Source organism: Nocardia sp. CS682 (genome assembly GCF_004634405.1).
GTDB classification, from domain to species: Bacteria; Actinomycetota; Actinomycetes; order Mycobacteriales; family Mycobacteriaceae; genus Nocardia; species Nocardia ninae.
The window spans coordinates 1,316,992-1,340,239 of sequence record NZ_CP029710.1 but is presented as its reverse complement, the minus strand read 5'-3'; the positions used below and the strand labels follow the sequence as shown (position 1 = coordinate 1,340,239).

The following is a 23,248-nucleotide window of genomic DNA, read 5'->3' as shown; positions in this document are numbered from 1 at the left end:
GACTGTGCCTACGGTGGGGGTATGGCAGACACGGAACTTCTCAATGAGCTGCTCGAGGTCGAGCGGCGGGGCTGGGACTCGCTGTGTGACGGCACCGGGGCCGATTTCTACGGGCTGCTGATGACCGGGGATGCGGTGATGGTGCTCGCGCACGGGATGGTGCTGGGGCGTGCGGAAGTCATTGCCGCGCTGAACGATTCACCGCCGTGGCGGACCTACGAAATTCTCGAGCCGCGAGTGGTCGACGGCGGGGTGGACAGCAAGGTGCTCGTCTACACCGGTGTCGCGTATCGCGAGGGTGACACACCGGCCTTCCGCGGGCTGATGTCGAGTGTCTATCTGCGCGCGGGCGGCGAGTGGAAGTTGGTGTTGTATCAGCAGACGCCGATCCCGGACTAACCCTCGGCGAGGTAGCGCTCGACCGTCTCGACCTTCGAGGTCATCCCGTCGGTGACGCCGGGCCGGATGTCGGCCTTGAGCACCAGACTGCAGCGCGGGGCGGCGGCGAGCACCGCGTCGGTGGCCTGCTTCACCACGCCCATCACCTCGTCCCATTCGCCCTCGACGGTGGTGAACATGGCATCGGTGTGGTTCGGCAGCCCGCTGGCGCGCACGACCCGGACGGCCTCGGCCACGGCACGGCCGACATCGACGCCGGTGCCGAGCGGGGTCACTGAGAAAGCGATGATCATGCCCTCGATTCTGCCGCGTGGTGACCTGTGATCGAGGGAATCGCGCGCCGACGCGCACGCGCGGTGCCGGGCAGATTACCCTCTATCGGGTGGCGATATCGAAGGTCGAGCGGCTGATGAATCTGGTCATCGCGCTGCTGTCGACCCGGCAGTTCCTGACCGCGGAGCGGATCCGGGACAGCGTCGCCGGTTACGAGGAGTCCGCCAGCGACGAGGCGTTCAGCCGAATGTTCGAGCGGGACAAGAACGAGCTGCGTGACCTGGGCATACCCCTGGAGATCGGACCGGTCGGCCGGTACACGTCGGTGGAGGGCTACCGGATCAACCGGGACGCCTACGAGCTGCCCGAGATCGACCTGTCCGACGAGGAAGCCGCCGCCGTCGCGGTCGCCGTGCAGATGTGGGAATCGCCGGAACTGGCCGCCGCGGCGGACGGGGCGCTGCTCAAACTGCGTGCCGCCGGCATCCACGTGGAGACCGACGCCGCGGTGGCCTCGGTTCCCGCCGTGCCCGCGCGGACCCGCGGCTCGGAGCCGGTGCTCGGCAAACTGCTCGCGGCGATCGACGCGGGCCAAGCCGTGCGGTTCGAACATCGTGGCGCGATCAACGCGCCCTATCTGATGCGCGACGTGGAGCCCTGGGGTGTGGTGACCCGGCACGGGCGCTGGTATCTCGTCGGCCACGACCGGCAGCGGGACGCGGTCCGCAGCTTCCGGTTGTCCCGGATCGGCGACGACGTGACCGCCTACGGGCCGGAGAACGTCGTGCGCAAACCGGACGATATCGACCTGCGCACGATCGTCGACCGGGTCACCAGCTCGGCGCCGGTCAGTTTCACGGCGACGGTGTGGGTGGCCGAGGGGCGCGGGCGCGAACTCCGTCGGATCGGCCAGGTGACCGGCGAACGCACCATCGGCGGCCGGGTCGGCGCGGTGGTCGAGCTACCGGTTCGGTCTCGCGACTGGATTGCCCGTCTGATCACCGGACTCGGCCCGGATGCGGTCGTGCTCGCGCCGGAGGACCTGCGTACCGATGTGGTCGCGCGGTTGCGCTCGGTTTTCGATCGCACGGAGGTCAGAGCGTGAACCAGCGTCAGCGAGTGAACCGAAGGCACGGCGCGGCGGGGCCTTGGGCCGGCGAGGTGGGGTCGTGAGTTCTTCTAGACTTTCCGTTCGACTTTCGCGACTGCTGAACATGATTCCGTACTTCATCGCGCACCCCGGTATCAGCGCGGCGGAGGCGGCGGCGGATCTGGGCGTGACCACCAAGCAGCTGATGAGCGACCTCAACCAGCTGTGGATGTGCGGCCTGCCCGGCTACGGCCCCGGTGACCTGATCGACCTCTCCTTCTCCGAGGAGAGCATCGAGGTCACCTTCTCCGCGGGCATCGACCGCCCGCTGCGGCTCACCTCCACCGAGGCGACCGCGCTGCTGGTGGCGCTGCGCTCGATCGTGGACATGCCGGGCATGGTCGACCCGACCGCGGCGCACGCCGCCATCGCCAAGATCGAGTCGGCTATCGCAGGCGGCTCCGGCAGCCAGCTCGATGACGCCCGCACCCCGCCGACCGAGGCCCCCGCCGTCGCCACCGTGCGGTCGGCGCTGGCCAGGCAGCGCGCGTTGCGGTTGGTCTACTACTCGGCCAGCCGCGATGTCGTCACCGAACGCGTCGTCGATCCGATCCGGATCGTGCTCGTCGACAACAACAGCTACCTGCAGGCCTGGTGCAGGCAGGCCGAAGGCGTCCGCCTGTTCCGCTTCGACCGGATCGAGGACGCCGTCGAACTGGACGAACCGGCCAGGCCGCCGAGCCACGCCACCGAGGAGTCCGCCGCGCTCGACCTGTTCCAGGACGATCCCGCGGTTCCGTTGGCGCGCTTGCGTATTCACGGCGACTACGCCTGGGTGCTCGATCAATACCCGATGCATCGGCTGGCCGTGCACCCCGACGGCAGCCTGGAGGCGACGATGCGGTTCGCCACGCTGGACTGGATGGCGCGCCTGCTGCTCGGCTTCGGCTCGAGCGTCACCGTGCTCGGGCCGCCGGAATTGGTTGCGGCGGTGCGCGAACGCTCGAATGCCGCGCTGGCCGCCTACGCGGCCGCCGGATTCGAGGAGGTGGGATGAGTACCGGCGCGGCGAGCCGGGTGATGGTGATCGGTGCGGGCAGCATCGGCATCTTCGTCGGCGGCAAGCTGGCCGTGGCGGGCGCCGATGTCACGTTCGTCGGCCGGCCGAGGCTGCTCGACGAGATCACCGCGTCCGGTGTCCGGCTCACCGACCTCGACGGCGGCGACGACACACTGACCCCCGACCGTTTCCGGGTGGCCACCGAACCGGACGACATCGGCTCGGCCGATATCGTGCTGGTCACCGTGAAATCAGCGGCGACCGCGGATGCGGTACGCGAGCTCACCGGCAAGATCCGGCCGGGCACGGTGGTGCTGAGCCTGCAGAACGGCATCGGCAACGACACCGTGATCAGGGAGATCCTGCCCAACTGCGTGGTGCTGGCCGGCATGGTCTTGTTCAACGTGGTGCACCACCCCGGCGGCCGCTTCCATCGCGGCACCGAGGGCGGGCTCGCCGTGCAGGACGATCCGGCGCTGGCACCGTTCCTCGACGTCTTCCAGCAGGCTGGGCTGGCGCTGCGCCGCTACCCGGAACTGCGCTCGGTGCAGTGGGCCAAACTGCTGCTGAACCTGAACAATCCGATCAACGCGCTGTCCGGACGGCCGCTGCGCGAGCAACTCGGCGACCGGAACTATCGGCGCTGTCTGGCGCTGACCCAGCGCGAGGCGCTCACGGTGATGAACAGGGCGCGAATTGCGCCCGCCCGGCTGACACCCGTGCCGCCTGCCTTGATGACCAGGCTGCTGACCGTCCCCGACGGCATTTTCCGGCGTGTCTTCGGCCGGGTACTTGCCATCGATCCGATGGCGCGTTCGTCCATGGCGGACGATCTCGAACTCGGCCGCAAGACCGAAATCTCTTGGCTCTGTGGGGAAATCGTGAGCCTCGGCACGATGGTCGGCCTGCCGACGCCGGTGAATCAGCGGCTGATCGAGTTGATCGTGGCCGCCGAGCAGGGCGACCGGCGCACCTGGACCGGCGCGGAATTGCTCGAACAACTGCGGGCCGCGCAGGCGAGCGCTCGTTGACCGAGCTCGCCCAGCTCCGGTGAACATCGGGCAAACAGGGCATCGTGACTTAGCGCTCCCCAGTGCGCCGAGCGGCCGGACGGTGCGTTCGCGCACGTCACCCTCCGGTAGCATCAGAACCATCACCAGTCTTGGGAGGTAAAAATCATGGGCAGTCTGAGCATCTGGCACTGGCTGATCATTGCGGTCGTTTTCGTGATGTTCTTCGGTGCCAAGCGGATGCCCGACGCGGCCCGCAGCCTGGGTCGGTCGTTGCGCATCTTCAAGAGCGAGGTCAGCCAGATGCAGAACGAGGGCAAGGAGTCGTCCGACGCGCAGGCGCCGGCGCAGCAGCAGCCCGTTCAGCAACTGCCGCAGGCCCAGCCGGTCACCCCGTCGGTCACCCCGCAGCCCCAGGCCGAGCCGAAGACGCTCTGAGCGGGCTGTTCGACCCGGAGTGAGTCGCGGCTCACTCCGGGATCCGTGCGCTGTTGCCGAGCTTCTCAACCCAGGGGCAATCACCCACCATGCGAATCCCGTTCGATCCCCGGCACAGCAAGCGCCGGACCAATCCCGACGGCACCATGTCGTTGGTCGAGCATTTGCAGGAACTGCGCTACCGGTTGCTGGTCTCGATCGCCGCGGTTCTCCTCACCACCGTGCTGGGGTTCATGTGGTACGAGTACGGGTTCCTCGGCATCAAGAGCCTCGGCGATATCCTCCGCGGGCCCTACTGTTCGCTGCCGGACTCCTCGCGCGCCTCGATCAGTCCGGACGGGTCGTGCAAGCTGCTCGCCACCGCCCCGTTCGAGCAGTTCACGCTGCGCCTGAAGGTCGGCATGACGGCGGGCATCGTGCTCGCCGCGCCGATCTGGCTCTACCAGTTGTGGGCGTTCATCACGCCGGGTCTGTATGCGAAGGAACGCAAGTACGCGGTCGGGTTCGTCTCGGCCGGAACGGTGCTTTTCGCGACCGGCGCCGCGTTGGCCTACATCGTGGTCGCGCACGCGTTGAGCTTCCTGCTGACGATCGGTAACAACGTCCAGATCACCGCGCTGAGCGGTTCGCAGTACTTCGGCTTCATCATCCAGCTGCTCGTCATCTTCGGTGTCAGCTTCGAAACCCCGCTGCTGATCATCGGTTTGAACCTCATCGGGGTGCTCACCTACGCCCGGCTCAAGGCGTGGCGGCGCGGAATCACCTTCGGGCTCTTCGTTTTCGCGGCCATCGTCACCCCGCAGGACCCGTTCTCCATGCTGGCGCTCGCGCTCGCGCTGACGGTGCTGTTCGAGGTCGCGATCCAGTTCTCCCGCTTGAACGACATCCGCAAGGCGCGCAAGGAAGCCGACAGCCTGGCCGCGCTGGCCGACGAAGAAGCGTCCACGCTGAGCAGCCCCGATCCGATCGACCCGGCCGATTCGATCATGACACCCCCGGATAAAACCGGGCGCTCGATGTCGGACTACTCCGATACCCTCTGACGGTGACACATCACCGGTCGCATACGGGCGAGCTTGCGAAGTTTTCCACCGAGCTGAAGTTCAGCCTGGATCCTTTCCAGCGCACCGCCTGCGCGGCACTCGAAGAGGGACACAGCGTCCTGGTCTGCGCGCCGACCGGCGCGGGTAAAACCGTGGTCGGCGAGTTCGCCGTGCATCTGGCGCTCGCCGCGGGCGGAAAGTGCTTCTACACCACGCCGATCAAGGCGTTGTCGAACCAGAAGTTCGCCGATCTCACCGAGCGGTACGGCCGCGACAGCGTCGGCCTGCTCACCGGCGACCAGTCGATCAACCCGGGCGCGCCCGTGGTGGTGATGACCACCGAGGTGCTGCGCAACATGCTGTACGCGTCCTCCGACGCGTTGCGCGGGTTGTCGTTCGTGGTGATGGACGAGGTGCACTACCTGGCCGACCGGTTCCGCGGCGCGGTGTGGGAGGAAGTGATCCTGCATTTGCCGCCGGACGTGCGGCTGGTCAGCCTGTCGGCGACGGTCTCCAACGCCGAGGAGTTCGGCGCCTGGATGGAAACCGTGCGCGGTGACACCGCGGTGGTGGTGGACGAGACCAGGCCGGTGCCGCTGTGGCAGCACGTCATGGTCGGGCGGCGGATGTTCGACCTGTTCGACACCGATTCCACCGATCAGAAGGTGCTGGTCGACGGCGACCTGGTCCGGTTCATCAAGCAGCGCGAGGCGGCCGATCGGGCCAACAGCTGGAATGGTCCGCGCAACGGGCGCGGTGGTCCGCGGCGTGACTTCCGTCCGTTGCCGCGGCCGGAGGTGCTCGCGAAGCTGGACGAAGAGGGCCTGCTGCCTGCGATCACCTTCATCTTCAGTCGCGCCGGTTGCGATGGGGCACTGGCCCAGTGCTTGCGTTCCCGGCTCGATTTGAGCCGCGAGGAAGACCGCGAACAGATCGACGACATCATCGAGAAGCACACCGGTGATCTGCCGAAGGCGGACCTGGAGGTGCTGGGGTACTGGGAGTGGCGCGAGGCGCTGCACCGCGGGCTGGCCGCGCACCACGCGGGGATGTTGCCCGCGTTCCGGCATACCGTCGAGGAACTGTTCGTCAAGGGTCTGGTGCGGGCCGTATTCGCCACGGAGACACTGGCTCTCGGCATCAACATGCCCGCGCGCACGGTGGTGCTGGAGCGGCTGGTCAAGTACAACGGTGAGTCGCACGCCGAGCTCACCCCCGGTGAATACACCCAGCTGACCGGTCGCGCCGGGCGTCGTGGCATCGACGTCGAAGGCCACGCGGTGGTGCTGTGGCAGCCGGAGGTCGATACGAGTGCGGTCGCCGGTCTGGCCTCCACCAGGACTTATCCGCTGCGCAGTTCGTTCAAGCCCGGTTACAACATGTCGATCAACTTGATCGACCGGATGGGGGCCGCCGAAGCGCGCACGCTGCTGGAGCGGTCGTTCGCGCAGTTCCAGGCGGACCGCTCGGTGGTCGGACTGGTCCGCGGTATCGAACGCAACGAGTCCGCGCTGCGCAAGCTGCGCGATCAGCTCGGCGGCGCCGACGGTGATTTCCTGGAATACATTTCGCTGCGGGAACGGATCAAGCAGCGGGAGCGGCAGCTCGAGCAGCAGGGTCGGTCCGACCGGCGCGGGGTTGCGGTCGCGGCGCTGACGGCGTTGCGCCGCGGTGACGTGGTGGCGATCCCGTCCGGGCGGCGGGCCGGGCTCGCGGTCATCCTGGAACCCGATGCGACGCCGGGTGACCCGCGGCCGTTGGTGCTCACCGAGGACAAGTGGGCCGGACGGGTGTCGGTGGCCGACTTCCCGGTGCCCGCCGAGGCGTTGGGGCACATGCGGTTGCCGCGCCGTGTCGATCATCGGACCGCACAGGCCCGTCGCGATCTGGCCTCGGCGCTGCGCAGCACCGGCATTTCCGCGCCGGGACGGCCGCGCCGCGGCAAACGCGCGTCGGCGGCCGACGACCGGGAACTGTCCACGTTGCGGCGCAGTCTGCGCGCCCATCCGGCGCATACCCGCGCCGATCGGGAGCAGATGTCGCGCATCGGCGAGCGCTACAACAAGCTGGCCCGGGAAACCGAGACCATGCGCCAGAAAGTTGCCGCAACGACCAACTCACTGGCCCGCACCTTCGATCGGATCCTCGGCCTGCTGGAAGAACGCGGGTTCGTGCACGAATCCGAGGTGACCGGGGACGGTCGCAGGCTGGCCCGGATCTACTCCGAAAGCGACCTGCTGGTCGCCGAATGCCTGCGGCAGGGGCTGTGGCGCGGGCTCGGCCCGGCCGAATTGGCCGGTGTGGTGTCCATTCTGGTGTTCGAATCCCGCCAGGACGGTGGATATCTCGGCGTGACCGGGCCGACGGCACCGATCCGGCGCGCGATCGGCGAGACCATCCGCGTCTGGTCCGAGCTGCGCTCCGACGAGGCGCGGCACAAGCTGCCGCCGACCAGGGAGCCCGATCTGGGTTTCGTCACCGGTGTGCACAAGTGGGCGCGCGGCGACGGGTTGGCCGAGTCGTTGCTCGCCAGCGGTGATCAGGCCACGCCGCTGTCCGCGGGCGATTTCGTGCGCTGGTGCAGGCAGGTGATCGACCTGCTCGACCAGATCCACAACACCGCCGACGACGAGGAGGTCGCCGCGACCGCCGCGAAGGCGGTGCGCGCGATCCGGCGGGGTGTCGTCGCGGTGGACGCCGCGTAGCGGATTCGATTGTGATTTGATTTCTTTCGCGTACCGACCGTGGCGGAGGACTAGAGATATCGGACCGTTCTCACGCGGGGGGCTACCGTGTGTACAACGATGCGAGTGGAGGCAACCAGATGAGCGGCCCGTTTGGACCCAGCGAACCCGGGGAGGGGCGCAACAACGATCCCACCCAGCAGTGGGGTGGACAGCAGGCACCCGGCGGGGCAGGACCCACCCACCAGTGGGGCGGCCAGCCGCAGACTCCGGCCTCGGCCCAGCCGACCCAGCAGTGGGGCGGTGATCAGCCGCCGCCGCAGCAGCCGTGGGGTCAGCCGCCGCAGCAGCCCGGGCAGCAGCAGTGGGGGCAGCAGCCGAACCCGCAGTGGGGTCAGCCCGGCCAGCAGAGCCAGCCCTGGGGCCAGACCCAGCCGCAGGACTGGCAGCAGGGCCAGCCGCAGTGGGGTCAGCAGCAGCCGCAGCCGCAGTGGGGCGGCCAGCAGCAGCCCCCGCCGCAGAGCAAAGGAAAAGGCCTGGTCATCGGCCTGGTCGTGCTCGGTGTCGTGGTCATCGGCGCTATCGTCGCCCTCGTCCTCGTGCTGACCTCCAAGGACAAGCTGGACCAGGCGGCCGTCCAGGACGGCGTCAAGAAGGTGCTGACCGACTCCTACGGCATCCAGGACGTCAGCGACGTGAGTTGCCCGTCCGGTCAGGAAGTCAAGGTCGACGCCACCTTCGACTGCAACCTGAAGGTCAGCGGCGAGGGCAAGAAGGTGACTATCAAGATCACCAAGGAGGACGGAACCTACGAGGTCGGCCGCCCGAACTAGGTCCCGCCCGCTAGTAGCCTCCCGGTCGGCCCGCTTCGGTGGGCCGGCCGTTGGCGTTTTTGCCGGGTGTGGATACCGCCGTTCCGGTTGGGATTTGTGCTCGCTGGAGTGCGTCCACCGGGCACGCATCCTGAGAATCAGTCCAGATCAGCGGTGATCACCATGCGCTGCCAGCACTGTTCACGGAAGTCCCGGGTAGGTCTTCCGTTCACTGGACCGCTCACCCGGGGAGTCCTTGCCCGCCCTACATCGGGTAGGTACACCTGTCCGGCGGCGAAAGCGCTGCGGTAGTGCGGCTTTGGGGGTTAGGCGGTGCGGGCGGCGAGGGCCTTGATGAGGCGGGTGACCGGGCTTTCGGCGTTGTAGGCGGTGGCCAGTTCGCGGAGGCGGTCGAGGTCGGCCGGGGCGGCGGGGAGGGTGTCGGGCCGGGAGAGTTCGACGTCGGCGTCGCAGACCACTCGGACGACCGGCGCCGCTGCTTTCAAATACTCTTCTGCCGCACGGAGTTTGGCGCGGATGCCTTGGGCGAGGTCGGCTTCGGGGTCTTCGACGGCCGCGACCAATGCTTCCAGGGAACCGAATCGGGTGATCAGCATGGACGCGGACTTCTCGCCGATGCCCGCTACGCCGGGGAGGCCGTCCGAGGCGTCGCCGCGCAGGGTGGCGAGGTCGGCGTAGGCGCGGCCCGCGTTCTCCAGCGGCACACCGTATTTCGCGGAAACCTCCGCCGGGCCGTACAGCTCGGCCTTCGCCAATCCGCGTCCCGCGTAGAGCACCCGCACGGGCGGCTGCGGGGTGTCCCGGACGAGTTGCAGCAGATCTCGATCGCCGCTGACGACCACGACCTCGTCGGTGGTCTCGCGGGTGGCCAGGGTGCCGAGCACGTCGTCGGCTTCCAGCCCGTCGGCGCCGCCGGTCGCGATGCCTGCCGCTTCGAGCACCTCGAGGATCATGTCGACCTGCGGTGTCAGCGTGTCCGGTACTACTTCGGCACCGGGCCCCGCGTCGGCGGCGGTGTCGAGCCGGTGCGCCTTGTACGACGGCACCAGTTCCACCCGGAAGGCCGGCCGCCAGTTCAAGTCGAGGCACACCACCAACCGGCTCGGCGCGTGCTTGGTGATCAACGACGCGACCATGTCGGTGAACCCGCGCAACGCGTTGACCGACCGCCCGTCCGGCGCGGTGATCTTCTCGGGGATCGCGTGAAAGGCACGGAACCACAGGCTCGCCCCGTCCAGGAGCAACAGCGGTCCACCGGAAGTCGCAGCAGAAGTCACGCGCTGAGGCTACCTCCCAGCCCCGACAAACCCCGGCGTTCCCACCCGTGACGGGCAACAGCAGTGTCGGTAAGCGCGACCGGTGCGTGCGTGCCTCACGAGCGTTGGCGGTCCGGGAGTATCCCCACTCGATTCGAACGCGTCCCCAACTCGCGGCACCGGAAAGGGAATGAGGCGTGCTCACCTGCTACACCGCCGTTTCGGTGGCCGACGAATTCGAGCAGCTCGGCGTCGTCCTGCTACCCGCACACGCGCTTCCCGGCCGGTCGGCGGCCTCGTGAAGTGCCGATGACGGTTCGGGTGGACGAAGTGGAGCGGGGGAGTTCGGGTTCGCCGGGACGGGCGCGGCAGGTAACGTCGGATGAATGAGCTCGCATACGGATTCCAGGTTCGCGGCGGACATTTACGGTGAGCGGTTGGAGCGGGCGGTGCAGCTGATGCGGGCCGCCCATCTGGACGCCTTGTTGATCACTCCCGGCCCGGATCTGCGGTATCTGATCGGGTCCGCGGCCGAATCGTTCGAACGCCTGACCTGCCTGGTCATCCCCGCCGACGGCGCAACCCCCTCGGTGGTTATCCCCAAGCTGGAACTGGCCTCGCTGGAAGGGTCCGCGGCAGGCGAACTCGGCCTGCGCGTGCTGGACTGGGTCGACGGGACCGATCCGTACGGACTGGTGAAGTCGGCGCTGCACGTCGGCTCCCGGGTGGCCGTCGCCGACGCCATGCCCGCACTGCACCTGATCCCGCTGGCCGCGTCGTTCACCGGCCTGCCCGCCTCCGCCACGCCGGTGCTGCGCGAACTGCGCATGATCAAGGATGTCGCCGAGATCGACGCGCTGCACCGAGCGGGCGCGGCCATCGACCGGGTGCACGCGCGGATGAGCGAATTCCTGCAGGTCGGCCGCACCGAGGCCGAGGTCGGCGCCGATATCTCCGCCGCCATCATCGAGGAAGGGCACACCGCAGCCGCGTTCGTCATCGTCGGCAGCGGCCCGCACGGCGCGGACCCGCACCACGGTGTCTCCGAGCGCCGCATCGAGTCCGGCGACGTGGTGGTCATCGACATCGGCGGCCCGGTCGACCCCGGCTACTACTCCGACTCCACCCGCACCTACGTCCTCGGCGAACCCGACCCCAAGATCGCCGCCCGCTTCGCCGCCCTGGAACGTGCACAAGCCGCCGCCGTCGCCGCCGTCCGCCCCGGCGTCACCGCCGAATCCGTCGACGCCGCTGCACGAAACCTGTTGGTCGAAGCCGGTTTAGGCGACGCCTTCGTGCACCGCACCGGTCACGGCATCGGCCTCTCGGTACACGAGGAGCCCTACATCGTCGCAGGCAACGACCTCGTCCTTCAGCAGGGCATGGCCTTCAGCATCGAGCCCGGCATCTACTTCCGCGGCGACTGGGGCGCGCGGATCGAAGACATCGTCGTGGTCACAGCGGACGGTTGCGAATCCATGAACCAGCGACCCCACGGGTTGACGGTCCTGTAGTCGACGAGTAGCGGGCGGGTCGATTCACTGCCCGTCCGCTGGCGGCACTACGCCGGACGAGTGGTGTCGGGCGTGGGGGCAATCAGGGTGGAGCTGGACAGCACGCGCTCGACCTGGATGGCGATGACCACGCGGGTCGGGTTTACGCGGGGGACTCGGTAGCGGCCGGCGTAGCGTTGCTCCGCCTCGGCGACGGCGTCCGGATCGTCGAGCACCGTTGCCGGGCCTTCGAGCGTGAGCCACCGGCGACCCTCGACCTGGCTGACCGCCGCGTATCCGCCCCGCCGCACATTTCGCACCTTCGCCGACGCACCGTCGGTGATCACCCTGGCGATCCGGGCCTCCGGGTCCCAGGTGAACCCCACCGCCACGACATGCGGCGTCCCGTTGGCCCGCAACGTGGTCAACGTCGCCAGATGCCGCTCGGTGACGAACTCGAGGGCGGCGGGCGAGAGTTCTGCGGTCTGCGTGGGCATAACCAGACCGTAGCGGTGCCGCCAGGGGGACCGCGCACGGGATATAGCTCGATATGTCCCGTTGCGCGGGTGGGTGGGGGTGGAATGACAGACTGGGCGCATGGGAATGCGAGGGATTGCCGAGGGGACGGTGCTGCTGCTCGGCGGGCGCAGCGAGATCGGGCTCGAGGTGGCGCGGCGGCTGGCACCGGGGCAGGTGGTGATCCTCGCGGCTCGGCGCAGCAGCGAGCTGGCGGAGCAGATCGCGGCGTTGACCGACGCCGGGGCGGCGGCCGTGCACTGCGTGGAGTTCGACGCCGACGACACGGCGAACCATCCGGCCTTCCTGGAGAAGCTCACGGCCGAGTACGGGCAGATCGGGGTGGCGGTGGTCGCGTTCGGTGTGCTCGGCGATCAGGCACGGGCCGAACGCGATCCGGCGCACGCGATCGCCGTGGTGCACACCGACTACGTCGCTCAGGTCAGCGTGCTCACCACGCTCGCGAATCTGCTTCGCGCGCAAGGGGAAGGCCAGCTCGTCGTCTTCAGCTCGGTAGCCGGTGTGCGGGTCCGTCGCGCCAACTACGTGTACGGGTCGGCCAAGGCGGGACTCGACGGTTTCGCCAGCGGACTCGCGGATGCCTTGCACGGCACCGGCGTTCACCTGCTGCTGGTGCGCACCGGATTCGTCATCGGCCGGATGACCGAGGGCATGGAACCGGCCCCGTTCTCCAGCACCCCGGACCAGGTGGCCGCCGCCGTGGTCAAGGGACTGCACAAGCGCACAGGCGTCGTCTGGACGCCGCTGATCCTGCGCCCGGTCTTCTTCGCGATGCGCCTTCTGCCCCAAGCGATCTGGCGCCGGATGCCGCGGTGAGCGGGCATCGATGACCGCGACCTGGTCCGGTCCGCCGGTGGTCGTGGCGGGGATCGGCGCCGACGGCTGGGACGGGCTCGGGCGTTCGGCGCGGGAAGCCATCGCCACCGCCGAGGTGCTTTTCGGTTCGTCGCGGCAGCTCGCCCTTGTGCCGGAACAGGATTCGGTAGGGGAGCGGGTGGCGTGGCCGTCACCCCTGGTGCCCGCGCTACCCGGATTGCTCGCGCGGTACGCCGGCTCCCGAATCTGTGTACTGGCCAGCGGCGATCCGATGTTCTACGGCATCGGAGTGACGTTGGCGCGGTTGCTGGGGGCGAACGCGCTTCGGGTCTTGCCGCAGCCGTCGTCGGCGTCGTTGGCGTGCGCACGGCTTGGGTGGGGTCTGGCAGAGACGCCCGTGGTCAGCGTGGTCGGCCGAGCACTGGAGACGGTGCTGGCCGAGCTGGCAGACGGGCGGCGAGTGCTGGTACTCAGCGCCGACGAGGAAACACCGGGACAGCTCGCTGAGCTATTGGGGCGCAACGGATTCGGTGACTCCACGCTGACGGTGCTCGAGCAACTGGGCGGCCAGGCGGAGCGGATAGCGACCGGGATCGCGAAACAGTGGCAGCGGTCCGCCGGTGACCCGCTGAACATCGTGGCCATCGAGTGCGTCGCGGACCCCGCGAATATCCGAGCGACCAGACTGCCCGGCCTGCCGGACGAACTGTTCAGCGGTGATGGGCAACTCACCAAAAACGAAGTGCGCGCTCTAACGCTGACTGCACTGGCACCCGCCCCCGGCGAACTGCTGTGGGATGTCGGCGGCGGATCCGGCAGCATCGCGATCGAATGGTGCCGCACGTATTCCACCTGTCGCGCACTGACTTTCGAACGGCTCGAGCACCGGCGACAGCAGATCGCCGATAACGCTGCCGCCCTGGGCGTACCGTATATCGACGTACGCGGCGAAGTGCTCGAGGAATTGCGCCGGAGCGTCGAATCCACCGTGCCGGACGCCATTTTCATCGGCGGCGGGCTCACCCAGCATGGCCTGTTCGAGACATGCTGGTCGCAGCTGCGACAGGGCGGCAGGCTCGTCGTGAACGCGGTGACCGCCGAATCCGAGTCGCTGCTGCTCAGCTGGGCGGCCAGGTACGGCGGCACATTGCGGAAGTTCCAGATCTACCGCGCGGAGTCGCTGGGATCCTTCACGACCTGGCGCCCGCAGCTCCCGGTCACGCAGTGGTTCGTTGTGAAATCGCACAATGCGGAGTCGTGAATTGAGGTCCGCAAATGAAACGAGTTCTGTCCAGCGGGTAGGGTCGGGGCCGAGATCCGATCATGATCGGAAATCCGGTTCCTGATGGGGAGATAGATGAAATACAAGAAGTTTGCCGCCACCGCACTTTTGGCCATCGCCGCCACCGGCATCGCCGCGGGCACCGCGTATGCCGCGCCGGTACCGCCCGCGGTGCAGGATCAGGCCACTGCCGCGCAGCCCGTCAAGGGCACCGACCAGGGTGTCAGCTACGCGCTGCAGCTGGCCGACGCGGGCAAGTCCGTCGTCACCAGCGTCACCGGCGGTGCGTTCAGCCTGGCCGCCGACAAGCAGTCGGTGACCCTGACCAACGCCGCAGGCGCGGCCGTCACCACCATTCCGCTCACCGCGACCGCCAAGGGCGAGCAGGTGGAGATCGCCGCGGCCATCGCCGACGACGCCAAGCAGCTGACGCTGACCCCGAAGGTCGCGCCGTCCGCGAACGCGCCGGTCGCCGCCGAGTTCATCGGCGCGCAGGAATGGTTCTTCGCCGAACTGCAGCGCGCGTCGCTCGGTGCCGCGGTCGGTGGATTGATCGGCGCCGCTATCGGTTTCCTGTTCTTCGGGGTCGGGATCCTGCCCGGTGCCGTGCTCGGCGCGCTCATCGGTCTCGCCGTCGCGGGCGGGCCGTCGCTGCTGAACGCGGGCATCGCCTACTTCAGCGGCCAGCCCTGAAAACCCTCCTTTTAGGCGGCACCCGGGAAGCCCGGGAACTCGCCCACGTCGCTTCCGGCGAGCAAGGATTCGAGATCGTCTCCTCGCTCGCCGGTCGCGTTCGTGACCCCCTGTTGCCGGTCGGCGAAGTGCGTGTCGGCGGGTTCGGTGGGGTCGAGGGCCTGCGGGACTGGTTGGTGGCCAACGAGATCGACACCGTGGTCGATGCCACTCATCCGTTCGCGGGCGTCATCAGTGTGAATGCCGCTGCGGCTGCGGCCGATCTGGGGCTGCCGCTCGTCCATCTGCGGCGACCCGGCTGGTTACCGCAGGATGGCGACAAGTGGATCCGGGTAGTGGATCTCGCCGCTGCGGCGAAGGCCGTCGGTGAGCTGGGTGAACGCGTCTTTCTGACCATCGGCCGTCAGGGTGTCGGCGCTTTTGCCGGACTGATCGAGTCCTGGTTTCTGATCCGCGCTATCGATCCACCCGAGGGCGCGCTCCCGCCACGGCACGAACTATTGCTCGCCCGTGGCCCTTTCGCCGTCGAGGACGAAACCCGGTTGCTGGTGGACCGGCGCATCGATGTGCTCGTCACCAAGGACAGTGGCGGCGATCAGACGGATGCGAAGTTGGCCGCTGCCCGTGCGGCAGGCTTGCCGGTTGTCATGATCGATCGACCCGCGCTGCCTGAGGGCGCGGTGGTCATGGAAAACGTTGCCCAAGTATGGGATTGGCTCCGGTCAGCGGCCGAGTAGTTCGGGCAGGCGATCGAACCAATCGAGCACCGCGCGTTCGTATCGGATGCCGAAGTCCAGCGTGGCGCGGGCGTAGGGCGGCAGATCGGTCGGGTCCTCGCCGAGATATTTGGTGAGTCGAGTCTGGTGAATCTCCCTGTTGGCGGCGATGATTCGGTCCAGATGCGCGCGGTCGAGATGGTGGCCGAAGGACAGCGTGAGCAATAGTGGGAAGCGGATGTTTTCGCCGCCAGGGTCGCGAGCGATCCACTCCAGGAAGGCCTCCCGTCCCGCGTCGGTGATCAGGTAGGGCGTGCGTTCCCGTGCGCCCGGTTCGCCCTTCTCCACCAGGCCTGCCGCATCCATCGCGGCCAGTTCCCGGTACACCTGGCTCTGCGTGATCGTCCAGAAGTCGCCGATGCGGTCCTGGGCCTTGGCCACCAGGTCCCAGCCCGACATCGGTCCTTCGTGTAGAAATCCGAGCAGCGACGCGGCCGTGGAGTTCAACGGCTTGCGGCTGGTCGCGGTCTTCGTCAACCGACTGCTCCCTTCGCTCTCAACCTTCCATAGTGGAATGTTATACGAACGTGCGCCGGATCGGCGGTGACACTTATTTGCCGGCCAGCTGATCGAGCCTGGCGAGCACCAGCGCCATGCCCTCTTCCAGTCGCGCCTGGCCCAGGCGCAGTTCGACGAGGTCTTCCTCGATCTTTTCGGCGCGCCCCTCGATCCGGTCGATACCGTCGAGCGCCTTCCGGGTGAGAGCCGCGAGCTCGCTGAGGACGTCGCCCTGCTCGTCGAGTGCTTGTTCGCTCGCGGTGGCTCGGGCCTCCAGGGCTCGGGCGCGCAGCGTCAGCTCCGACAGTGTCGCGGCCAAGATCCCTCCATTCGTCGGTGCGTCAGCAGATCTTACGCGTCGGGGGCGGCCGCGTCGCCGCTGCGGGCGTAGCGCCGCGAGGTGTAAACGCGGACCCCCTGGTCGGTTTCCTGGGCTGTAGTGGTCGACGCGCCGATGATCAACAGGGTCCGCATGTCGACCTCGGCCGGGTCGAGATCGCCGAGCGCGACCACCCGCACGGACTCCGTCGGTCCGCCCACATCGCGGCCGAGCACCACGGGCGTGTCGGGCTTGCGATGCTCCAGCAGCAGGTCGCGCATGGCGCCGACCTGCCAGGTGCGCTGCGATGAGGCCGGGTTGTACACCGCGATCGCCATGTCGGCGGCGGCGACCGCGGAAAGCCGTTGGGCGACAACCTCCCACGGCTTGAGGCGATCGGAGAGCGAGATCATCGCGTAGTCGTGCCCGAGCGGCGCACCGACCCGGCTGGCCACCGCGTTGGCCGCGGTGAGTCCGGGGAGCACCCGCACCGGCACATCGCGCCACTGGGGATCCGCGGCTTCCTCCAGTACCGCTGCCGCCATCGCGAAGACCCCGGGGTCGCCCGACGACACCACCGCGACCCGCGCGCCCCGCCGCGCCAGGTCCAACGCCATGGCGGCGCGCTCCGATTCGACGCGATTGTCGCTGGCATGCCTGCGCTGGCCGGGGCGCAGCGGGACTCGGTTCAGGTAGGTGGTGTAACCGACGAGATCTGTTGCGTCGGCGAGGGCTTCGTGTACCTCGGAGGTCGTCCACTCGGCGGCGCCGGGGCCGAGGCCGACGACGACGACCTCGCCGGGGCGGTCGGCCGGATATCCGTGTGGGGCAGCGTCTTCGGCGTGCCCGGTCGATGGGGCGGCGTGAGTGTTCGGTGAGCCTTGCCGTGTCGCAGCGGGTTTCGTGTGGGGGAGCGGGGTGGTCGGTGCCGGTCCGGGGACGAGCGTGATGGAGAAGTAGGGCACATCGGCGTCGGCTACGTCGGCGGCGCGCAGAACACGCTGCCGGGTGCTGCTGGCGCGTTCGACGTAGTAGGCGTCGGTGAGACGACCGGAATCCGAAAGTGCCTGGCGCACATTCGGATAGGTGCGGCCGAGTTTCATGATGGCGGCGGCCTCGGTGTCGCGGAGCCTGCGGGTGAGCTCGTCGACGGGCATGGTGCCGGGCAGGATGGTCAGCACCTGCTCACCCTCGACCAGCGGCGTACCCAACGCCGCCGACGCCGCACTCACCGAGGTGATACCCGGGATGATCTCCGCCTCGAACCGATCGGCCAGCCGCCGGTGCATATGCATGTAGGAGCTGTAGAACAGCGGGTCACCCGCGGCCAGCAACGCGACCGACCGGCCCGCCGCCAAATGCCCAGCGAGCAGTTCTGCGGCCTGCTCATAGAACTCATCGATCGCGCCCTGGTATCCGCCGGGATGGTCGGTGGTCTCGGTCGTCACCGGATAGACGAGATGCTCCTCGAGCTGCCCGGCCCGCATGTACGGCGCCGCAATACCTCTGGAGATGCTGCGCCCATGGCGTGCGCTGTGGAACGCGATCACGTCGGCCTCGGCGATCACCCGCGCCGCCTTGACCGTGACGAGCTCAGGATCGCCGGGGCCGAGCCCTACACCCCACAACTTGCCTGGCGCCGTGTGTGATTCAGCTTCGGTCCCCATTTCGCTCGTCATTCCTGTTCGCTCGCAATCGCATTCAACGCGGATGCGGTGATGGCACTGCCACCGCGTCGACCGCGGACGGTGAGGTATTCGATGTCGCCGAACTCGATCAGCGCGTCCTTGGATTCGGCGGCGCCGATGAAGCCGACGGGAATGCCGATGATGGCGGCGGGCCTCGGTGCGCCCGCGTCGAGCAGGTCGAGCAGGTGGAACAGCGCGGTCGGCGCGTTTCCGATGGCGACGACCGCACCGTCGAGGTGCGCACGCCACAGCTCCAGCGCCGCGGCCGAGCGCGTATTACCCATGCGCGCAGCGAGTTCCGGCACGCGCGGGTCGGTGAGCGTGCAGATCACCGCGTTGTCGGCGGGCAGCCGCTTGCGGGTGACGCCGGACGCGACCATGTTCGCATCACACAGAATCGGCGCCCCCGCTCGCAGCGCGGCCCGAGCCGAAGCCACCACGCCGGGCGAAAACGCCACATCCCCCGCCAGATCCACCTGACCGCACCCGTGGATCATGCGCACCACCACCTGCGCGACCTCCGGCGGGAACCGATCGAGGTCCGCCTCCGCGCGGATCATCGCGAACGAGCGCCGATAGATCTCGGCCCCGTCGGTGAGGTAGCTGGCACGCAAGTCGGACATGGCGTCCACCCTAAGAGGTGGCTTCCCCACCAGGTCGGCGCGGGTAGCCGGGGGTCAGGTGCGGGGACGTTCGAGAATGCGGGACATCACGATGGAGCTGCGGGTGCGCCCGACGCGCGCGTTCTCCCGGATGCGTTCGACGGTCACCTCGATCTCGGCCATGTCGGTGGCCATCACGTGGACGAGCGCGTCGGCCTCGCCCGCGATGGTCCACACACCGACGACCTGTGGAATAGGTTCGAGACTGCGGCGAAGTTCGGCCGGAGAGATGTTGTCGCGGTAGTACACCTCGACGTAAGCCTCGGTCTTCCAGCCCATCGCCGCCGGATTGACCAACGCGGTGAAACCGGTGATCTGTTTGCTCGCGACCATCTTGTCCACGCGCCGCTTCACCGCGGGCGCGGTCAGGCCGACCGCGCTGCCGATTTCCTGGAACGAGGCGCGGGCCTGTCTGAGCAGGTGCTCCAATATCCGCCGATCGATGTCGTCCACGTCACAGCCCTTTCGCTATTGCGCAATTATTCGATGTTCTAGGGCCGAAATGCGCAACGATTCGATGTTCCTGGCGCAATACTAGGCGAATTACGGTCGTGTCAGCCGCAAGATCGCGCCGACCTCCGGGAGACACGTTGACGTCTGTAGCCACCCTCCGCGCCGAGACCACCGTTCGTAAGCCGTCGCCGCGACGGTTTGTCATGTGCCGTCCCGACTACTTCGACGTCACCTACTGCATCAATCCGTGGATGGATCCGGAGGCCCCGGTCGACCGTGCCCTGGCCCTGCTCCAGTGGGAAACCCTGCGCGCCACCTACGAGGAGTACGGCCACAAGGTCGACGTGGTGCCCGGCGTGCCCGGCCTGCCCGACATGGTGTTCGCGGCCAACGGCGGACTCGTCGTCGGCGACCGGGCGATGTCGGCCCGGTTCACCCACGTCCAGCGTGCCGCCGAGGGCCCCGCATACCACAACTGGTTCGCTCAGCACGGCCTCGCCGGACTGGTCGACGCCAAGGAGATCAACGAGGGCGAGGGCGATTTCCTCCTGGTCGGTGACCGCATGCTCGCCGGCATGGGCTTCCGCAGCTCGCTCGCGGCGCATCGGGAAGTGGCGCAGCACTTTTCGCGGCCCGTGCTGTCGCTCGAGCTGGTCGATCCGCGCTTCTACCACCTCGATACCGTGCTGCTGCCGCTCGATGACCACACCATCGCCTACTTCCCGCCCGCCTTCAGCGCGGAAAGCCAGGCGGTGCTCGCCGAGCTGTTCCCCGACGCCATCGTCGCCACGGACGCGGACGCCGAAGTGCTCGGGTTGAACGGTGTCTCCGACGGGTTGAACGTCTTCCTCAGTGACAAGGCCGTCGCGCTCAGCGAAGCGCTGCGTGCCCGCGGCTACAACCCGATCGGCATCGACATGTCCGAGCTGCTCAAGGCCGGCGGCAGCGTCAAGTGCTGCACGTTGGAGATTCACGAGTAGCTCCGAGATCAACGGCGCTGGTGGTGGGCTGCTTTCGAGCGATGCCCCCGCCAGGGCCGTTCGTCATGAAAGACGTGGTTCTGAGCGGGACAGCGGGGTCCTGAGGTGACACTGAGGGGCGAGACCGCACGGCGCTGAAGGCGCGACTGCGCGGTTCAAAGGTGGGATGGCCCTGAGGGTGGGGACTGCGTGCTGTTGAAGGCGGGGCCGTGTAGTGAGGGGGGACCGCGGTCCTGGGGGCGGGACCGCAAGCCCCGGGGCGGACCCAGCGGTCAGGCGATCCGGTAGCCGTTATCGGTGGCGACGATGTCGGTCACCGTGCCGCGTGGGCGGCCACACCGCCGGTCGCAGCCGGACCAGTGTTGGCGGCCCGCAACGGTTACCTCGTCGGCATCGATTACCGGCATGCCTTGGTGCATAGGCTGATTCGACTCAGCGGGAAGAACCCGATCGGACTCGACCGCAGCTGTCACGTCGGCGCGGACGTCGGTGAGCGACTTCGCGCAACCCGGACGACCCGCGCAGGCGCTGACCTGGAGCCAGGGGGAGTTGGCGTCGAAGATGAGGTCCATCGGGGCCAGTACGCGGACAACTTGCTCCGCCGCCCATTCCGCCAGGTCGGTGATGACGAGGCTGCGCCACGGCGTGACGAACACGGGACGCTCGATGGCGGCGATGAATTCGGCGGTGCGGGACGGCAGCGAGCCCAGGCGGACACCGGCGCCGAGGCTGACCAATCCGTCGTCCTGATCCAGCCAGCCGATCGGGACATCCTGAGCCGCACCGAGTTCCAGCCGATCGGCGCCGCGTCGGAGGGCGAGCAGTTCAGCTACCCGCTCGGCACCGTTATCGATCTCGTGCAGCCGCCACCGCCCCGCCGCGCCGCCGCGCAGGTCGAGAAACCCGTGGGCGGCGGCGAGCATGACATCCACCGCGTCGGCAGCCGAGACCCGGATTCCGGTGTCACGCCCCGCCAGCAACAGCGCGAATTCGTCGGTGCCCGTTGCGTGTACGCCGATATCGCCGCCGAGCACGCTGACGTCGCCACGCCCGTCGTCCAGTGTGAACAGCACGCGCCCAGGGAGTTCGGCGAGCCGGGGCGCGGCCAGCAGCCCAGCGTCGAGCGCCGGAACAAGCGTCTGCACGTCCGCAGTACCGCCGATTCGGCCGGACAGCGGCGAAGCGACAATATTGCGCACCCGCTCATGCGTCTGACTGGGCAACAACCCCGCAGCCTCCAGCCGCCCGGTCAGCTCACCAGCATCCCGCACCTGCCGCAGCTGCACATTCCCCCGCGACGTCAGCTCGATATTCCCGTCCCCGAGCTCCCGCGCCGCATCCGCCAGCACCTGCAACTGCCCCGGCTCCACCCGACCACCAGGCAGCCTTACCCGCGCCAGCGGCCCATCGGCCGCCTCGTGCAGCCGCAACACGCCGGGACAGGAATCCGGAACACCTCGAGTCATAGTCCGTCCAGGGTACGTACCCGAGCCGACCGGCCCACCAGGGAGGAGACGCCCCAGCCCACCGCCGCTGCCCAGCCGCGCCAGCCCGCCGAGCCCAACCGGCGTGGCCGAGCGCGTCTGGTGTGGCCGCGCGCGACTGGCGTGGCCCAAGCCGGTAGCGCCGCCTAGCCCGCAAGCGCGGCCCAGCCCGACTGGCGTGGCCCAGCCCGACTGGCGCGGCCCAGTCCGGAAGCGCCGCCCAGCTCGCTAGCGTCGGCCAGCCCGGCTAGCCCGTCACAGTGCATGGGCAGCCGCGTATACGGCCGACCTATAGGTCAGTAACTTGCCCGCACGCTCAGTGTCGTGGGGCGAGCGCGCGCAACATCGCGAAAGAGTCCCCCCAAAGTCACCGGTGAAGGTCGTCGAGCAACTGATCGCGAGGATCGCTAGGGTGTGCCATATGTCCGAAATCTCTACCCTTGCAGACCGACTCGCGATCATCGACGTGATTACCCGGTTGTTCGTCTACACCGATCAGGGACGGTGGGATGATCTTGCCACCGTTGTCTTCACCCCGAAGGTGGACTTCGATGGGGGCTTCGGCGGCCCGGTCGGCGAGCGTGCGGCGGCGGACATCGTCGAGGACTGGCGGGTGGGGCTGGCCGACCTGGACGCGGTCCACCATCAGTCCGGGAACCATCTGATCGAGCTGGCGGGCGATACGGCGACCGTGCATGCCGACGCGATCGCGGTGCACGTGAAGAACTCCGCGACCAACGGCAAGACCCGCACCTTCGTGGGCAGCTACGCCCTAGGCACCGAACGGACTCCGGGTGGCTGGCGCGTCAACCGATTCCACTACCAGCTCAAAGTCGTCGACGGAAACGCCGATTTGACGTAGCCAAAGCGCGTATCGCCTCAGATGTGCGCCGGGGTGCGCTGCGGATCGGGAGCGACCGTGGTCTTCCGCGACCGCCCCGGCGCCCAGACCTCCACGACAACAGCGGCCCCGAACGCCAAATAGCCGAGGGCGAGGCAGGATTGGTGCGCTCGTGCATGAAGGCGCTCTCGGCGAACTCGATCAGCGGCCGAGCTTGCGGTCCGGCCCGTTCGGCAACCTGTAGCGCCGCGGCGAACGAGTTACCGACCGTCCCACGCGCAGGCCGGCCACCGGCACCGAGCACGGCGAGGGCGCGCCCGCCTTGTCGTCGCTGCGGCATCGACTGCTCCAGCAGTACCGCCAGCCGTTCGACGAACTGCTCGACACCCCGGAAGTCCGCGCCGAACTCGGTGAATTCGACCTCGAGCCGGCACTGACCCGACTCGTCGGCCCGACCGTCTTCGCGAAACTGATCGGCATCGAGCACGCCCCCCGGGCCGACTGTGCGCGCATCGTGGACGACTTCCTGGCCGCCCGCGCGGCGAGCTGAGGGCGACCGCCGAGCCGAACCCGGTGGTACGGCAGGTAGCATCTGCCGTGCTCGGCGGGTGACGAGGAAACCGGTGGAAATCCGGTGCGG

General features: G+C 68.3%; 25 protein-coding genes. 16 read left to right on the top strand and 9 right to left on the bottom strand.

Annotation, left to right across the window (positions count from 1 at the left end):
- The first annotated feature begins 21 nt into the window (after positions 1 to 21).
- Positions 22 to 399: a nuclear transport factor 2 family protein gene (locus DMB37_RS05645; protein WP_135231792.1), complete on the top strand. Its 378-nt coding sequence runs from the start codon at positions 22 to 24 to the stop codon at positions 397 to 399.
- Here DMB37_RS05645 and DMB37_RS05640 read toward each other — a convergent pair.
- Entirely contained in the window at positions 396 to 692 is a 297-nt protein-coding gene (locus tag DMB37_RS05640; RefSeq protein WP_135231791.1) for an MTH1187 family thiamine-binding protein, read from the bottom strand. The genes DMB37_RS05645 and DMB37_RS05640 overlap by 4 nt on opposite strands.
- A gap of 89 nt (positions 693 to 781) precedes the next feature.
- Here DMB37_RS05640 and DMB37_RS05635 point away from each other — a divergent pair, with 89 nt between their 5' ends.
- From DMB37_RS05635 to DMB37_RS05605, 7 genes are all read left to right on the top strand, one after another.
- Positions 782 to 1,777, top strand: coding sequence for a YafY family protein (locus DMB37_RS05635; RefSeq protein WP_135231790.1), 996 nt, complete (start codon positions 782 to 784; stop codon positions 1,775 to 1,777).
- Positions 1,778 to 1,841: 64 nt separating this feature from the next.
- Positions 1,842 to 2,819 carry a YafY family protein gene (locus DMB37_RS05630; RefSeq protein ID WP_255508365.1) on the top strand — a complete coding sequence of 326 codons (978 nt, stop codon included), beginning with the start codon at positions 1,842 to 1,844 and terminating at the stop codon, positions 2,817 to 2,819.
- The gene (locus tag DMB37_RS05625) at positions 2,816 to 3,853 is read left to right on the top strand and encodes a 2-dehydropantoate 2-reductase (RefSeq protein WP_135231789.1); all 1,038 of its coding nucleotides are present in this window, start codon (positions 2,816 to 2,818) and stop codon (positions 3,851 to 3,853) included. Before DMB37_RS05630 ends, DMB37_RS05625 begins: the two co-directional genes overlap by 4 nt.
- A gap of 147 nt (positions 3,854 to 4,000) precedes the next feature.
- On the top strand, positions 4,001 to 4,270 hold the full coding sequence (gene tatA / locus DMB37_RS05620) for a Sec-independent protein translocase subunit TatA (protein ID WP_135231788.1): 270 nt from the start codon (positions 4,001 to 4,003) through the stop codon (positions 4,268 to 4,270).
- 89 nt (positions 4,271 to 4,359) lie between these two features.
- Positions 4,360 to 5,313: a twin-arginine translocase subunit TatC gene (tatC, locus tag DMB37_RS05615; RefSeq protein WP_135231787.1), complete on the top strand. Its 954-nt coding sequence runs from the start codon at positions 4,360 to 4,362 to the stop codon at positions 5,311 to 5,313.
- Between the two features lie 2 nt (positions 5,314 to 5,315).
- Entirely contained in the window at positions 5,316 to 8,018 is a 2,703-nt protein-coding gene (locus tag DMB37_RS05610) for an RNA helicase (protein WP_135231786.1), read from the top strand.
- A gap of 119 nt (positions 8,019 to 8,137) precedes the next feature.
- The gene (locus DMB37_RS05605; RefSeq protein ID WP_135231785.1) at positions 8,138 to 8,830 is read left to right on the top strand and encodes a DUF4333 domain-containing protein; all 693 of its coding nucleotides are present in this window, start codon (positions 8,138 to 8,140) and stop codon (positions 8,828 to 8,830) included.
- Positions 8,831 to 9,135: 305 nt separating this feature from the next.
- On the opposite strand, the gene DMB37_RS05600 is transcribed toward DMB37_RS05605, so the two are convergent.
- The gene (locus tag DMB37_RS05600) at positions 9,136 to 10,107 is read right to left on the bottom strand and encodes a 5'-3' exonuclease (RefSeq protein ID WP_135231784.1); all 972 of its coding nucleotides are present in this window, start codon (positions 10,105 to 10,107) and stop codon (positions 9,136 to 9,138) included.
- A 365-nt stretch (positions 10,108 to 10,472) separates the two neighbouring features.
- Here DMB37_RS05600 and DMB37_RS05595 point away from each other — a divergent pair, with 365 nt between their 5' ends.
- Positions 10,473 to 11,600, top strand: a complete 1,128-nt coding sequence (locus DMB37_RS05595) for a Xaa-Pro peptidase family protein (protein ID WP_135231783.1) — start codon at positions 10,473 to 10,475, stop codon at positions 11,598 to 11,600.
- A gap of 47 nt (positions 11,601 to 11,647) precedes the next feature.
- Here DMB37_RS05595 and DMB37_RS05590 read toward each other — a convergent pair whose 3' ends face one another.
- Positions 11,648 to 12,076, bottom strand: a complete 429-nt coding sequence (locus tag DMB37_RS05590) for a PPOX class F420-dependent oxidoreductase (protein ID WP_135231782.1) — start codon at positions 12,074 to 12,076, stop codon at positions 11,648 to 11,650.
- Between the two features lie 100 nt (positions 12,077 to 12,176).
- On the opposite strand from DMB37_RS05590, the gene DMB37_RS05585 reads away from it, so the two are divergent.
- The 4 genes from DMB37_RS05585 (at position 12,177) to DMB37_RS05575 (ending at position 15,644) form a co-directional block, all read left to right on the top strand.
- Entirely contained in the window at positions 12,177 to 12,932 is a 756-nt protein-coding gene (locus DMB37_RS05585) for an SDR family NAD(P)-dependent oxidoreductase (protein ID WP_135231781.1), read from the top strand.
- 10 nt (positions 12,933 to 12,942) lie between these two features.
- The gene (gene cbiE / locus DMB37_RS05580) at positions 12,943 to 14,193 is read left to right on the top strand and encodes a precorrin-6y C5,15-methyltransferase (decarboxylating) subunit CbiE (protein WP_135231780.1); all 1,251 of its coding nucleotides are present in this window, start codon (positions 12,943 to 12,945) and stop codon (positions 14,191 to 14,193) included.
- A 96-nt stretch (positions 14,194 to 14,289) separates the two neighbouring features.
- A complete protein-coding gene (locus DMB37_RS41240) occupies positions 14,290 to 14,907 on the top strand; it encodes a DUF6861 domain-containing protein (protein WP_240772257.1) in 618 nt (205 codons plus the stop codon).
- Positions 14,904 to 15,644, top strand: a complete 741-nt coding sequence (locus DMB37_RS05575; RefSeq protein ID WP_240772487.1) for a cobalt-precorrin-6A reductase — start codon at positions 14,904 to 14,906, stop codon at positions 15,642 to 15,644. The genes DMB37_RS41240 and DMB37_RS05575 overlap by 4 nt, the downstream gene beginning before the upstream one ends.
- Here the strand turns inward: DMB37_RS05575 and DMB37_RS05570 are convergent.
- The 5 genes from DMB37_RS05570 to DMB37_RS05550 form a co-directional block, all read right to left on the bottom strand.
- A complete protein-coding gene (locus DMB37_RS05570) occupies positions 15,630 to 16,160 on the bottom strand; it encodes a PadR family transcriptional regulator (RefSeq protein WP_135231778.1) in 531 nt (176 codons plus the stop codon). The two genes, DMB37_RS05575 and DMB37_RS05570, sit on opposite strands and share 15 nt — an antisense overlap.
- A gap of 73 nt (positions 16,161 to 16,233) precedes the next feature.
- On the bottom strand, positions 16,234 to 16,500 hold the full coding sequence (locus DMB37_RS05565) for a hypothetical protein (RefSeq protein ID WP_107657662.1): 267 nt from the start codon (positions 16,498 to 16,500) through the stop codon (positions 16,234 to 16,236).
- 32 nt (positions 16,501 to 16,532) lie between these two features.
- Positions 16,533 to 18,167, bottom strand: a complete 1,635-nt coding sequence (cobJ, locus tag DMB37_RS05560) for a precorrin-3B C(17)-methyltransferase (RefSeq protein WP_135231777.1) — start codon at positions 18,165 to 18,167, stop codon at positions 16,533 to 16,535.
- A gap of 8 nt (positions 18,168 to 18,175) precedes the next feature.
- A complete protein-coding gene (locus DMB37_RS05555; RefSeq protein WP_135231776.1) occupies positions 18,176 to 18,811 on the bottom strand; it encodes a precorrin-8X methylmutase in 636 nt (211 codons plus the stop codon).
- 54 nt (positions 18,812 to 18,865) lie between these two features.
- On the bottom strand, positions 18,866 to 19,303 hold the full coding sequence (locus tag DMB37_RS05550; protein ID WP_135231775.1) for an Lrp/AsnC family transcriptional regulator: 438 nt from the start codon (positions 19,301 to 19,303) through the stop codon (positions 18,866 to 18,868).
- A 137-nt stretch (positions 19,304 to 19,440) separates the two neighbouring features.
- Between DMB37_RS05550 and ddaH the strand changes: the two genes are divergently transcribed.
- Positions 19,441 to 20,283, top strand: a complete 843-nt coding sequence (gene ddaH, locus DMB37_RS05545) for a dimethylargininase (RefSeq protein WP_370465330.1) — start codon at positions 19,441 to 19,443, stop codon at positions 20,281 to 20,283.
- Between the two features lie 272 nt (positions 20,284 to 20,555).
- On the opposite strand, the gene DMB37_RS05540 is transcribed toward ddaH, so the two are convergent.
- Positions 20,556 to 21,749: a nitrite/sulfite reductase gene (locus tag DMB37_RS05540; RefSeq protein ID WP_135231774.1), complete on the bottom strand. Its 1,194-nt coding sequence runs from the start codon at positions 21,747 to 21,749 to the stop codon at positions 20,556 to 20,558.
- Positions 21,750 to 22,188: 439 nt separating this feature from the next.
- On the opposite strand from DMB37_RS05540, the gene DMB37_RS05535 reads away from it, so the two are divergent.
- Positions 22,189 to 22,629: a nuclear transport factor 2 family protein gene (locus DMB37_RS05535; protein WP_135231773.1), complete on the top strand. Its 441-nt coding sequence runs from the start codon at positions 22,189 to 22,191 to the stop codon at positions 22,627 to 22,629.
- A gap of 301 nt (positions 22,630 to 22,930) precedes the next feature.
- Complete coding sequence (locus tag DMB37_RS05530) at positions 22,931 to 23,158, top strand: hypothetical protein (RefSeq protein WP_135231772.1); 228 nt, start codon at positions 22,931 to 22,933, stop codon at positions 23,156 to 23,158.
- The last annotated feature ends 90 nt before the right edge of the window (positions 23,159 to 23,248 follow it).

What these genes read in the sequence shown, in the direction of transcription:
- DMB37_RS05645 (WP_135231792.1), top strand. Translation starts at nt 22, where the DNA reads ATGGCAGACACGGAACTTCTCAATGAGCTGCTCGAGGTCGAGCGGCGG.
- DMB37_RS05640 (WP_135231791.1), bottom strand. Translation starts at nt 692, where the DNA reads ATGATCATCGCTTTCTCAGTGACCCCGCTCGGCACCGGCGTCGATGTC.
- DMB37_RS05625 (WP_135231789.1), top strand. Translation starts at nt 2,816, where the DNA reads ATGAGTACCGGCGCGGCGAGCCGGGTGATGGTGATCGGTGCGGGCAGC.
- tatA (WP_135231788.1), top strand. Translation starts at nt 4,001, where the DNA reads ATGGGCAGTCTGAGCATCTGGCACTGGCTGATCATTGCGGTCGTTTTC.
- tatC (WP_135231787.1), top strand. Translation starts at nt 4,360, where the DNA reads ATGCGAATCCCGTTCGATCCCCGGCACAGCAAGCGCCGGACCAATCCC.
- DMB37_RS05605 (WP_135231785.1), top strand. Translation starts at nt 8,138, where the DNA reads ATGAGCGGCCCGTTTGGACCCAGCGAACCCGGGGAGGGGCGCAACAAC.
- DMB37_RS05595 (WP_135231783.1), top strand. Translation starts at nt 10,473, where the DNA reads ATGAGCTCGCATACGGATTCCAGGTTCGCGGCGGACATTTACGGTGAG.
- DMB37_RS05590 (WP_135231782.1), bottom strand. Translation starts at nt 12,076, where the DNA reads ATGCCCACGCAGACCGCAGAACTCTCGCCCGCCGCCCTCGAGTTCGTC.
- DMB37_RS05585 (WP_135231781.1), top strand. Translation starts at nt 12,177, where the DNA reads ATGGGAATGCGAGGGATTGCCGAGGGGACGGTGCTGCTGCTCGGCGGG.
- cbiE (WP_135231780.1), top strand. Translation starts at nt 12,943, where the DNA reads ATGACCGCGACCTGGTCCGGTCCGCCGGTGGTCGTGGCGGGGATCGGC.
- DMB37_RS41240 (WP_240772257.1), top strand. Translation starts at nt 14,290, where the DNA reads ATGAAATACAAGAAGTTTGCCGCCACCGCACTTTTGGCCATCGCCGCC.
- cobJ (WP_135231777.1), bottom strand. Translation starts at nt 18,167, where the DNA reads ATGGGGACCGAAGCTGAATCACACACGGCGCCAGGCAAGTTGTGGGGT.
- DMB37_RS05555 (WP_135231776.1), bottom strand. Translation starts at nt 18,811, where the DNA reads ATGTCCGACTTGCGTGCCAGCTACCTCACCGACGGGGCCGAGATCTAT.
- DMB37_RS05540 (WP_135231774.1), bottom strand. Translation starts at nt 21,749, where the DNA reads ATGACTCGAGGTGTTCCGGATTCCTGTCCCGGCGTGTTGCGGCTGCAC.
- DMB37_RS05535 (WP_135231773.1), top strand. Translation starts at nt 22,189, where the DNA reads ATGTCCGAAATCTCTACCCTTGCAGACCGACTCGCGATCATCGACGTG.